The organism is Streptomyces sp. NPDC088732 (assembly GCF_044751205.1).
Classification (GTDB): Bacteria; Actinomycetota; Actinomycetes; order Streptomycetales; family Streptomycetaceae; genus Actinacidiphila.
The window spans coordinates 66,950-78,597 of the sequence record NZ_JBIVLI010000031.1; the positions used below are offsets into that span (position 1 = coordinate 66,950).

The window sequence follows — 11,648 nt, forward strand, 5'->3', positions numbered from 1 at the left end:
GTCCGGGCAGACCCCTCCTGGGCCGTTCGGCGCGGGAGGGGCCACCGGGATGTGTTCACGGTTCGAGCAGGCTCCCGAGGACGTGGGCGAACGCTGCCGGCTCGGTGCTCGCGCCGAGGTGGTTGCCGGGCATGTCGATCAGGGGGAGTTCCAGAAGTGCGGCGAGTGCCTCGGTCGCCCGGCGCGCCATCTGGTGATGGCTCAGCGAGCCGGCGCACAGCGTCACCGGGACGCGACGGACGGCCTCGATGTCGGGGGCGTAGAAGACCGTCGGTCCGGCCATCCGCCCCAGGAAGTAGCGGTTCTTGTCGAGTTCCCCGACCGGCAGCCCGGGCAGCGCCACATGGGCGGGAGGCGTCTGATCCGGTCCTGTGCGGTGGCCGGCGCCGCTGAGGTCGAAGAACTCCTGCACGGCACGCTGAGGGTCGGCCTCGGCGGCTTCGAATGCCGCCGCGGCTCGGGCCGACAGGTCCGCGTCGTTCAAGAGGGACACAAGGGGCGGCTCGTGCAGGACGGCCCGGCCGACCAGGTCAGGATGCTGCGCGGCCAGCTCCAGCAGCGTCACGGCACCGCCACTGGTCCCGGCGAACAGGGCGGGCCCTCCGGTGAACCTGTCGACAAGCGCGGCAAGGTCCTCGGCGAGAACCTCGGGCGTGGGCGCGGCCGTCCCGGGGACCGCGCGGCTGGCACCTATACCACGCGGATCATGGGTGACGACGGTGAACCGGCCTGCCAGCTCGTGCGCCAGCGCCGCGAAACCGGCCCGCCCGACCGGCGCGCCGACGAGGAACAGCAGTGGCCCCTCACCCTGGACCTCGTGGGCGATCGTGCAGTCCGGTCGGTCGAGAAGGGCCACCGGGCGCGGCATCCGATCCGTGAAGTCGGCGATCTTCCGAGTGATCACATCGAGCGCACGGTCCAGTTCCTCGCGCCTCTCGTGGACGCGGCGGCGATGGGCCGTCAGCAACTCCACGCGGAGCCCTGCCGGATCAGCCGCCTTGCCGTCGGCGCCCGTGAACTGCGCGATGTCGGCAAGGGGCATCCCCGTCTCACGGAGATGAACCAGCATGCGGATCAGCTCGACGTCGGCCGTCGTGTACTGGCGACGTCCCGCACTGTCGCGCCGCGGCGACGGTACAACGCCCTGCCGTTCGAAGTACCGCAACGTGTCGGGCGCCAGACCGATCAACGTCGACACCTCGGCGATACCGAACACCTCATCTGCCTCGCTCATGCCTCAAGCCTTGTCCCTGGACCTCGGTCCAGGTCAAGCGGCCGTCCGGCGCGGCTGAGGTGTCAGGCCGCCACTCGTGCGGGCGGGACGACGACGTCGACGAGGCCGGTGGCCACGTCGTACACCAGCCCCGAGACGAAGACCCCGGCGCGGAGGTGCCGCTTGAGGAGGTCGACGTCGAGGCGGACGGCGGCGAACGGGTCGGTGACCGCCTTGGCGGCCAGGTCTTCGGCCGGGACCTCGAAGTAGTCGGCCAGGAGTTCGGGGAACGGCGGCAGGTCCGTGATCCCGCAGTCGGTGTGCTGCAGGACCACGTAGTGGTTGTCGGCCGGGCCCGGGCCGCCGCCCGTGCGGGCCTGCACGACCTTCGCGAGCATTCCGAGCGTCCGGAGCGTCGCGGGCGTGACCCGGCCTCCGACGTTGCGGATCACCCCTGCCTCGCCGAGCTCGAGGCCGAGCATCGCGCTCGGGTCCACACGAGGGTCGACGCAGCCGATGACCGTCAGGCTGCCACTGGGCGCGAGCCTGAGGCCGGCGAACGACCCGCCTTCCGCGAAGCCGGCGTTCCGCCTGATCAGCTCGTTGGTGTCGATCACGGTGACGGCATCCCCTTCTCGCTCCGCCCGGGGTACCCGGCCACGCCGGTGCCCCGGCGGCGATCTCCGGTCGCCGCCCATCCTGGACCGCCGCTGCCGCCCCTGCCACTCGGCGTCCTGGCACGTGGCTCAATCACGCTGCTCGGCAGCGCGACCGCGCTATGGTCGCCCGGCCAAGCCGACGTGCGACGCGCTGGTCCGACGGAGGGGGGACACCTCGGTGGCCTTCTTTTGGCATGCCCTCGCATGCCGTGTGCTGCCCGCGAGTCACCACCGGTGCGTGGGCCTGGTCCAACGACGTGCGGCGGCGAGCGGCACGGGCCTGCGGGCCCGGTGTCGTCCGCCCGCCCGCACCCCGACCGACGACAGAGAGAACCGGATGCGTTTCACCATCGCGAGCACCATGCTCGCCGGCACCGCCGTGATCACGACTCTGGCCGCCTCGCCGGCCGTCGCGGCGACGCCGTCCCTGCCCGCCCCCGACATCAGCGGCATCCTGGCCGTGCAGAAGCAGGCAATGGCCGACGGCGCCCCGGGCGCCCTGACCCGTATCGACTCGGGCACCTCGAGCTACCGCATCTCCAGCGGGCAGGCGAACACCGCGGCCCGCACGGCGATGGACGCGGACCGCCGGTTCCGCGTCGGCAGCGTCACGAAGTCCTTCACCACCGTGGTGCTGATGCAGCTGGTCGCCGAGGGGCGCATCGACCTCGACGCCCCGGCCAACACCTACCTGCCGCAGCCGCTGCCGGACGACCGCATCACCGTCCGGCACCTGCTCAGCCACCGCAGCGGCCTGTGGGACTACACCAACGACATGTTCTACTACACCGTTCCGGGCTTCGAGGCCGTACGGAACAAGGTGTTCTCCTACCAGGAGCTGATAGACCTGTCGACGGCTCACGAGCCGACCAACGAGCCGGGCGCGGCCTACAGCTACTCCAACACCAACTTCGTGGTGCTGGGCGAGATGATCGAGCACCTCACCGGTGTGCCGATGGCCACCCAGTACCAGGAGCGGATCTTCAAGCCGCTGGGGCTGCGGAACACCTCGTACGTCCACCCGGACACGGCCATCTCGGGCTCCTCCGCCCGCGGTTACCTGACGCCCGACGACACCGCGCTGCCGCTGGTCGACTCGACCGAGCAGACCGTCTCCTGGGCGCAGTCGGCCGGCGCGGTCATCTCCAACGCCGCGGACCTGAACCGATTCTTCTCCGCGCTGATCTCCGGAAAGCTCGTCCCCGAAGCGCAGTTGCGGCAGATGACGGCCATGGTCCCGGTCAACGCGGACGGCACCCAGTTCTACGGACTGGGCCTGCGGGCCCGGAAGCTCTCGTGCGGTGTGACGGTGTACGGCCACACGGGCACGGTCCAGGGCTTCTACACCTACGCGTTCACCACGGCCGACGGCAAGCGCAGCATGACATCGATGGCGAACACCTCCAACAACGGAACGGTCAACACCGTCCTCGGAGGCACACTGGAGGCCGCGTTCTGCGGCGCCACGGACGCCAAGGCGGGCTTCGCCAAGTCCTCCGAGGACGAGACGTTCACCGAGGACATCGCCCCGCAGGTCGTCCGCCACAACCGCTAGTCACCTCCGTCGCGGCTCACGGAGCGGACCGCGGAACGGAGCGGAGCCCCCTGCCCCGGTGGAGTGCACCGGGGCAGGGGGCTCCGTGAGGTGACGGGACCCGTGTCAGTCGTCGGCCTCGGCCGACGGGATGTACGCGCCCGGCACGTCCTGCGGTGCGAAGATCCGGCTCTCGCCGGGGTACGGCTTCGACCACGCGTGCGTCTGGTACCACGTGAGGTGGTTCATCTGCGCGGGGTTGGCGAAGTCGGGTTTGGCGTTCGGACCGGTGAGGCGCTGCTTGGACTTCCACGCGTCCCACTGCGCCGCGAGCGCCTGCTTGTCCGCGGGGACCTTCGTCGACGGCACGGGTGCCGCGGCGGGGTTCTGCGTCGCCGGGGTGTCCAGACCGCAGGTGGGCGCGGTCTTGAGGCCGTCGGTGAGCGAGGTGCGGTTGGGCAGCGCCGTGAACGGCGTGTTGTCGGCCTTCTTGGCGAAGGCGTCCGACATCGGGGTGGCGGCGCTGTCCTTCTGGTTCATCGGGTGGATCCCGAGGATCTGCTCGATGGTGCGGATCATCGTGATCTGCGAGTAGTAGTGGCTGTCGACTGTGCCGTGCTTCGCCCAGGGGCTGATGATCTGGATCGGGGCACGGTGGCCGTCGACGTGGTCGAGCCCGGCCTGGGAGTCGTCCTCGACCACGAAGATCGCGGAGTCCTTCCAGTACGCGCTGTGCGAGATCTCGTCGACGATCCGGCCGACCGCGAGGTCGTTGTCCGCGACCTGGGCCGCCGGACCCGCGGGGCCGCCGGTGTGGTCGCTGGACAGCCAGAACATGTTGAGGTTCGCCGGACCGTTCTGCTCGAAGTCCCGCTTCCAGATCTCGGCGCGGTAGACGTCCGGGACGCTGGTGTCGAACTTCGGGAAGCCGGGCACCGAGACGCTGTTGAGCGACGGGATGGGCGAGGACGACGTCAGCTTGTAGGCGGTGTCCTGGCCGGTCGCCTGCATGTTCTTGGTGTCGCAGTACAGGTTCTGCCAGGTGGCGGCCGCCGGCTTGGTCAGGAACTGGTGGAACTCGCCGAAGTCCCGCACCGACTTGCCGACCGCCTGCGCACCGCTCCACAGGAATCCGGTCCGCTGGTGGCCGAGCGCGTCGTCCTCGGTGTCGTAGCTGCGCAGGTACTCGCCGGCCGAGGACTCGGTGTACTCCGGGTTGTCCGCCTGCATCAGCCAGTTGTGGCCCTCGGCGGAGTTGGTGCCGATGTCGTACGTGTTGTCGTACAGGCCGAACTGCTTGGCCAGGGCGTGCTGGTTCGGCGTCACGTTCTCGCCGAACTGGGTCAGCGACGGGTCGCCGTTGCCCTGCGGCATGTCGCCGAAGACCTGGTCGTAGGTCCGGTTCTCCTTGACGATCAGGAAGACGTGCTTGATCGTCGAGGGGTCGCCGAGCCGCTTCGGGACGGCCACCGGCTTCGGGCCCTTGCCCTTGCCCTTGGCGAGCTCGACCGACTTCTTCGTCCAGCCGTTCTGCCGGAAGACCTTGTCCGTCTCGGCCTTGACAACCTTGTCGCTGGGCAGCGTGAAGCGCTGCAGGCTGGACGTCGTGTCATGGGTGCCGTGGCCGGCGGCGGCGGGGCGGCGGGCGTCGATGCCGCGGGTGTTGGAGACGACCACCTGGTTGCCGACGGTGGCGATCTCGGAGGGGAAGTAGTCGGTCGGGAGCAGACCGACATAGCTGACCGGCTCCTGCGCGGACTTGAAGCGGTAGACGGCGACCGCGTTGGCCCGGCCCAGCGTCACCAGCAGGCGGCCGTCGTCGGTGAGCGTCACCGCGTTGGGCTCGTAGCCCACCGACGCCTCCGGCCACGGCTGGGTGGCGATGGTCTGCACGACCTTGTTCTTGCGGGTGTCGATGACCGACACGTCGTTGGTGGCGGTGTCCGTGACGAACAGCGTCCCGTTCTTGGCGTACACCGCGGTCGGGTGCAGACCGACGTCGATGCTGCCGACCGCGGCGGCCGGGTCCGCCAGGTCGATGACGCTGACGGTGCCGGTGGTGGTGGCGCCCGTCCTGGGGTCGGCCGGCACCTGGGTGCCGTACGAGTTGATCGTGGTGTCGCCGGCCTTCGCCGGACGGCCGCCCTCGTTGCTGACGTAGAGCTTGCCGCCGACCTGGACCATGCCGCGCGGGGCGTTGCCCACGGCCCAGCTCTGCTTGAGGGTGCCGGTCGCGGTGTCGATGGCGACCACGCGGTTCTGGCCGTTGACCGCCGCGTACACGGTGGAGCCGTCGGCCGAGAACACCGGCTGGGCCACGAGGGCGTGCTTGGAGCCGTCCGCGGGGATCTTGACGGCGACCGGGTTGGCCAGGCTGCCGTCCGCGTTGACCGTGAACTTGGTGTAGCCGTCGGTCTGGCCGAGCCACAGCTGCGTGCCGTCGGGCGAGTACGTGGGGCCCTCCTGGCCCACGTCGTTGCCGGCGATGCGCAGGTCCGCGGTGGCGGAGTTGCCGACGAGCTGCTGGACCTTCCAGTTCTTCAGGTCCACGATCGCCAGCGCCATGCCGCCGTCGGTGACGGAGGCCGCGACGTGGGTGCCGTCCGGGCTGACGGTGGACGACATGATCTTGCCCTGGTTGATGACCAGGCGCTCGCCGTAGGGGTCGATGTACTGGTTCGCGGAGACGACCTGGCCCTGGTGGGTGGTCTCGCCGACCTGGTCGTGGCCGAACTGGGTGGTCTGGGCGAAGCCGATGCCGGTTCCGGTGGCGAGGACGACGGCGGTGGCGGCTGCCAGCGTCAGGCTTCTCCGGCTGCCGGATCCGTGGCCGAGGAGGCCCAGAAGGCCGTGGGCGTTCCTCTCGGCGCGTACACGACGGCGGGTGACCTGCATGTTGAGTTATCCCTTCGAGGTGGGAAGCAGTTCGGCGTTGCCGTCGAACTGCCAGAGCGGGTTCGGCGCGTCCCCGTCGGGGGTGCGCACCAGGAAGTAGCCGTTCACTTCCTTCGGGCCGTCGCCGTCGGCGACGAACCGCCCGTCCGGTGTGATGTCGAGCTGGTAGATGGCGGAGCCGGTGGCCGCCACGCCGGGGAGATGCCAGGAGACGACGCAGCGCCAGTCGTTGCCGGCCCCCTCGGCGCCGGACGCGACCCCGGCCTTGGTGCATGCCGCCGAGGCCTTCAACTGCGCCTCGGTGACAGCCGGCCGGTTGAGCTGGTCGGTCTGCATGCGGTAGAGGTGCGCGAACGCCGTGGCGACCGAGCGCTCCACCTTGTCCTGCTCGATCCCGGAGCCCGTGGCCGAGCTCGTCGTCGCCATCAGCACCACGATCGTCGCGGCCGTCAGCCCGGCCAGCGGCACGACACCGGCGAGGACGGCGCGGCGCCCCGAGCCGTCGTCGGAGAGGTTGGTGAAGTCCCGTCGCAGGAAGAGCACGTACGCCAGCGCCGTCGCTGTCACCGCCCACACCAGGCTGACCACGACACCGATCAGCAGCGGGGCGAGCTGCTCCGGGCTGGTGAACAGGCCGTTCCAGGAGATGAAGGCGTAGCCGGGCAGCGCGACACGCACGGCGACGGGGAGCGGCATCATCTGGGCCACCTGCATCGCGAGCGCGACGACCGCGGGCAGCAGCAGGCCCATCGGGGACCGCCCCAGCGCGACCGAGCCGAGCAGACCGATCCCGGCCAGGGCGAGGGTCGGGGCGAGCGCGCAGGTCCAGGCGAGGAGGACCCGTACCGCGGCGTCCGACGGGGCCAGCAGATGGCCGTCGAGACCGACCAGCGGCCGGTTGCCGACCGCCAGGAGCCCGCCGACCGTGCTGGAGCAGGCCAGCCCGGCCACGAGCAGCACGAGGACGGTGAGGCTGGCCAGCACCTTCGCGACGAAGATCCGGCGGGGCGAGCGCACCGCCACGAGCAGATGCCGCCAGGTGCCCAGCCGGTCCTCGGAGGCGAACACGTCGCCGGCCACCACCGAGGTCAGCAGCGGCAGCGCCCAGGTGCCGGCGAAGCCGAGCATGACCAGCGGCCCGGCCCACCCCGTGGCGAGCATCCACCGGCCGAAGAGGGTGTCGACCGGCAGCGTGCTCTGCTGGCTCACCGCGGCGACGAACAGCGCCGGGGCGATCCAGCAGGCGAGCACCAGCAGACGGATGCGCCACTGGGAGACCAGCTTGACCAGTTCGAATCGGTAGCCGCGCGCGACCGACACGCGCGGAGCGCCGGCGACGGCGTCGTCGGCGGCGATGACGGCCGCGGTCATCGGCCTGCCTCCTGCTGCTCGGTGAGGGCGAGGAACGCCGCCTCCAGGGGCGACACCACGGGGGCGAGCTCGCGCACCGCGATGCCCGCGTGGACGAGTGCCGCCACCAGCGCGTCGAGGGCGGGCACCAGCCCGCGCACGACCAGCAGCTCGGCGTCCTGCCGGGCACCGGTGCCGTCGGCGAGGCGGATCCCGTCCGTCCCGGCGGCCAGCGCGCGGGCGGCCTGCGGGTCGGAGGTGCGCAGCCGGTAGTCGAGTTCACGGTTCTCGGCGGCGAGCTTGCCGAGCGGGCCCGAGAAGACGACCCGTCCGGTGGCGAGGATGGTGACCTCGGAGCAGAGCGCTTCGAGATCGTCCATGTGGTGGCTGGAGATCACCACGCTGGTGCCGTCGTGCGCGAGCCGGTTGAGGACGCCGTGCACGTGTCTCTTCCCGGCCGGGTCCAGGCCGTTGGACGGCTCGTCGAGCACCAGCAGCCGCGGTTTGGTGAGCAGGGCGGCGGCGAGCCCGAGCCGCTGGCGCATGCCCAGGGAGAAGCCGCGGGCGCGGTCGTCGGCCACATCGGTGAGCCCGACCTGGTCCAGTGCCTCGTCGATCCCGGGGCCGCGGGTGTCCTGTCCGCGCAGTGCGGCCAGCGCGGCGAGGTTCTGCCGCGCGGTGAGCGACGGGTAGAGGCCGGGTCCGTCGACGAAGCCGGCCACCCCGTCGGGGGCGGAGAGGGCCCGCCCGATCGGCGTGCCCAGGATCTCCAGGGTGCCGCCGTCGGCGACCGCCAGTCCCAGCAGCAGCCCCAGCAATGTCGTCTTGCCCGCGCCGTTCGGTCCAACGAGGCCGTGGATCTGGCCCTGCGTCACATCCAGGTCCACGCCGTCGAGTGCGACGACGTCCCCGAAGCGCTTGGCGATCCCGCGAGCGCGGACTGCGAGGAGTGTGTCCATGAGTCCCTTCTTTCGCAACGCCAATGGACCCTAGGAGGGCACCCGCCCCCCGGCAGAGGCCGCGGGTTGAACGTCCATGGAACGGATCGTCAAGGCCTTGGCAAGTCGCGGCGCACGAAGGGGACTTCATCGGCCCAGGCCGGACAGAGCCGGGCAGAACCGGGACAGCGCGACGCCGTGGCGCAATCGCGCCACGGCGTCGCAAAACATCGGCGGAACGGCCGCACCCAGGTGGAGTGCCACGTGGGTGCGGCCGGGCCGGATCAGCAGGTGGCGTTCAGACCCGCCCAGTTCGCGCGGTCGTTGTAGCCGCCGTCGCCGGCGTCGCCGACCACGAGGTCGAGGACCCGGACGCCGGTCAGGTCGACGTCGGCCTGGCGGACGTCGTCGCGGCCCAGCACACCGCTGTCGAACAGCACCTTGCCGTCACCGATGATCTGGAAGGTGGACGTGCCGCCCTCCGGGCCGACGTTGCGCACCGCGTCGTCGATGCCCGCGGTCGCGGTCAGCCGGCTGCACTGGTCGCCGAGGTAGTAGCGGATGGTGGAGGGCGAGGCGACCCCGATACCGGTCGGGTAGACCTGGCCGAGCATGCTGATCGGGGACCAGCCGCCGACACTGAGGTCCACCGTCGGGCTCATCCAGCCGCTGGTGGCACTGATCCACTCGTGGTGGGAGAGTGCGACGTCACCGTGCGGAGCCGCCGGTGCGACGACCAGCGCGGTGGACGTGTCCTGCCGCTGCCGGCCCTTGCCGATCACCTCGTACGACGTCGCGGCGGTCAGCGTCGCACTGCCCGGCGCCGCCGTCTCCGGCAGGGTGACCGTGAAGGCGAGGGTCGCGGAGTGGTTGGTCGTCAGCAGCAGCGGTGCCTTGCCGACCGGATGGGCCGTCCAGCCGGTGGGCACGGTCAGCTCCACACGCGGAGTCAGGACCGGCTGCGTGCCGTCGTTGCGGACGTTCACCTCGACCCGGACCTGGTCGCCACCGGCGGCCAGGGGAGCGCTTCCGGCCGGGACCGCGTCGGAACCGACCTGCGTCACCTGCGGCAGACCGGCGACGACGTGCGGGAGACCGAGCTTGCCCGTGGCCCGGCCGACCCGGATCAGGGCCGCGCCGTGGGCCGGGACGGCGGCACTGATGGTGCCGGCGCTCTCGGTGACCTGGTTGGTCCAGGCGTTCTTCAGGGTGAACCGGTTGCCGGACAGCCCGACCGACGACGCCTTCGTGGTGAGGGTCGCCGGGCTGTCGCCACGGTTCAGCAGCACCACGGCGCGGTCGCCGTTGGCCAGCCGCTTCACCCAGGTCTCCGTCGTACCGGCGGGGCCGACACGCACGGCCTGGACACCCGCGGGGTCCTGGTTGATCGCGATGACGTCGGGGTCGGAGAGCGTCGCCAGCGAGGTCTTGCTGAGCTTGCGGATGTCGCTGCCGATCATCAGCGGCGCGGCCGCCGCCGACCACAGCGTCATCTGGGTGCGGAACTCCTCGTCGGTCATGCCCAGTTCGGGCCCGAGGTAGTCCGGGTCGTTGAAGTGCCCGGGACCGGCGGCCTCGGGGTGCCGCGCGTTCGCGTCGTAGTTCCGCAGCACGTCCTTGTACTTGATCTCACCGACGAAGCCCACGTCGGTGTAGGTCCGCCAGGACTGCGCGATCGCCGGCGCGTAGGACCAGGAGTACGTCGACTGCTGCTCCTCCGGGTAGTTGCCCCAGTCGGGGGAGGTCACCGGGTTGCAGAGGTTGAAGATCATGGGGCGCTTGCTGGCGTTGTTCCGCAGCGCCTGGGCGAACTGGGTGTAGACGGTCTTCGGGTCGAGGTTCGCGGCGATGCCGCAGAGGTAGTCCGCCTTGACCGCGTCGAACTCCCAGGCCGCGAACTGGTCGGCGTCACGCTGGTAGTAGCCGTTGCTGCCCAGACCGCACTTGCCGGGGATGTAGGGGCCGGCGTCGGTGTAGATGCCGGCCTTGAGGCCCTTGGAGTGGATGTAGTCGACGACCGGCTTCAGGCCGTCCGGGAACTGGTCCGGGTTGGGCACCAGGTCCCCGGCCTCGCTGCGCGGCGTCGGGGCCGCCCAGTTGCCGTCGATCCAGACGTACTTGTAACCGGCGTCGCGCAGGCCGCTGCTGACCAGGAAGTCGGCCGTCGACCTGATCTCGGCGTCGGTCGGGTCGCCGCCCAGCGCGTAGTAGGTGTTCCAGCCCATGTACGGCGTCGGGCTCAGCACCTGCTGGCCGGCCTGCGTCGTGACGGCGGGCGTGGCGGCCGCCGGGGTCGCGTGGGCGGGCGCCGACACGGCCAGCATGCCGGTCACGAGGGCCAGCACGGCGGTGAGATGTCGTTTCACGTCGGATCCTTCGCTGTCCGAGCGATCAGGCGTGCCGACCCGTCCCTGGTCGTGAGTCCGAGGTACCGCACCCTCGCGAAAGGTGCGGCGGTCGTCCTCGAAGCAGTCAATGCCCGCACGCCTGCGGTCTTGTTGCGAGGATCTTCCAGCCGTCACCGGGTGCTCGTCAATAATAATTCCTAAATTACGAGTTACCAGTTGAGCCCGGCCGAGTACCGGACCGTCCCCCGCGGGACATGCGTGATTCAGGGTCTGCTGAGACATGTGCGGTGATATGCGTGAGTGTTCACATGAGTGAGGGGTGCGCGACACCGCCGCGCACCCGAACGTGCCCTCACGCCGAGCCGGGCCTCTGATGCCAGGCGGCCGACTCGCGCGGGAGCGCCCCGCGGCGCGTGGCCGCGGGGCGCTCTGCACGGGTCAGTCGATCTTCTGCCCGTCGTACTTGCCGCCCCTGCAGGTGTTGGTTCCCCAGTCGACCGTTCCGCCACCCTTCTCGCACTCACCCACGGTGGGGGCGGCGTCGCGGTGGGCGGCGGTGGCGGTAGCGGCGCCTGTCAGGCCGAGTCCGGCGAGGGCTGCCGTGGTGACGACGGCGGCGATGATTCGTCGAATGCGCATGTGGTTCCCCTTTCACGCATTGCCTCGGTTGGGGCACTAGCCAGCTTGATCTTCACCCATGTGGGTGGCACG

Annotated in this window: 8 protein-coding genes; 1 reads left to right on the forward strand and 7 read right to left on the reverse strand. The window is 70.6% G+C overall.

Features of this window, described 5'->3' with window-relative positions; translation table 11 throughout:
- Positions 1–55: 55 nt before the first annotated feature.
- The gene (locus ACIP9H_RS37230; protein ID WP_401590982.1) at positions 56–1,234 is read right to left on the reverse strand and encodes an alpha/beta fold hydrolase; all 1,179 of its coding nucleotides are present in this window, start codon (positions 1,232–1,234) and stop codon (positions 56–58) included.
- A gap of 62 nt (positions 1,235–1,296) precedes the next feature.
- Positions 1,297–1,830, reverse strand: a complete 534-nt coding sequence (locus tag ACIP9H_RS37235) for a carbonic anhydrase (protein WP_401590985.1) — start codon at positions 1,828–1,830, stop codon at positions 1,297–1,299.
- A 379-nt stretch (positions 1,831–2,209) separates the two neighbouring features.
- Here ACIP9H_RS37235 and ACIP9H_RS37240 point away from each other — a divergent pair, with 379 nt between their 5' ends.
- Positions 2,210–3,427: a serine hydrolase domain-containing protein gene (locus ACIP9H_RS37240; protein WP_401590988.1), complete on the forward strand. Its 1,218-nt coding sequence runs from the start codon at positions 2,210–2,212 to the stop codon at positions 3,425–3,427.
- 105 nt (positions 3,428–3,532) lie between these two features.
- Here the strand turns inward: ACIP9H_RS37240 and ACIP9H_RS37245 are convergent, their stop codons facing one another.
- From ACIP9H_RS37245 to ACIP9H_RS37265, 5 genes are all read right to left on the reverse strand, one after another.
- Positions 3,533–6,301, reverse strand: a complete 2,769-nt coding sequence (locus tag ACIP9H_RS37245) for an alkaline phosphatase family protein (RefSeq protein ID WP_401590990.1) — start codon at positions 6,299–6,301, stop codon at positions 3,533–3,535.
- 6 nt (positions 6,302–6,307) lie between these two features.
- On the reverse strand, positions 6,308–7,672 hold the full coding sequence (locus ACIP9H_RS37250) for an ABC transporter permease (protein WP_401590993.1): 1,365 nt from the start codon (positions 7,670–7,672) through the stop codon (positions 6,308–6,310).
- Positions 7,669–8,610 (reverse strand): ABC transporter ATP-binding protein, encoded by a 942-nt coding sequence (locus ACIP9H_RS37255; RefSeq protein WP_401590996.1) that lies wholly within the window; start codon positions 8,608–8,610, stop codon positions 7,669–7,671. Before ACIP9H_RS37255 ends, ACIP9H_RS37250 begins: the two co-directional genes overlap by 4 nt.
- A 263-nt stretch (positions 8,611–8,873) precedes the next feature.
- On the reverse strand, positions 8,874–10,955 hold the full coding sequence (locus tag ACIP9H_RS37260; RefSeq protein WP_401590998.1) for an NPCBM/NEW2 domain-containing protein: 2,082 nt from the start codon (positions 10,953–10,955) through the stop codon (positions 8,874–8,876).
- A 420-nt stretch (positions 10,956–11,375) separates the two neighbouring features.
- Positions 11,376–11,576 (reverse strand): hypothetical protein, encoded by a 201-nt coding sequence (locus ACIP9H_RS37265; RefSeq protein WP_401591001.1) that lies wholly within the window; start codon positions 11,574–11,576, stop codon positions 11,376–11,378.
- Positions 11,577–11,648 lie beyond the last annotated feature (72 nt).

What these genes read in the sequence shown, in the direction of transcription:
- ACIP9H_RS37250 (WP_401590993.1), bottom strand. Translation starts at nt 7,672, where the DNA reads ATGACCGCGGCCGTCATCGCCGCCGACGACGCCGTCGCCGGCGCTCCG.
- ACIP9H_RS37240 (WP_401590988.1), top strand. Translation starts at nt 2,210, where the DNA reads ATGCGTTTCACCATCGCGAGCACCATGCTCGCCGGCACCGCCGTGATC.
- ACIP9H_RS37230 (WP_401590982.1), bottom strand. Translation starts at nt 1,234, where the DNA reads ATGAGCGAGGCAGATGAGGTGTTCGGTATCGCCGAGGTGTCGACGTTG.
- ACIP9H_RS37245 (WP_401590990.1), bottom strand. Translation starts at nt 6,301, where the DNA reads ATGCAGGTCACCCGCCGTCGTGTACGCGCCGAGAGGAACGCCCACGGC.
- ACIP9H_RS37265 (WP_401591001.1), bottom strand. Translation starts at nt 11,576, where the DNA reads ATGCGCATTCGACGAATCATCGCCGCCGTCGTCACCACGGCAGCCCTC.
- ACIP9H_RS37255 (WP_401590996.1), bottom strand. Translation starts at nt 8,610, where the DNA reads ATGGACACACTCCTCGCAGTCCGCGCTCGCGGGATCGCCAAGCGCTTC.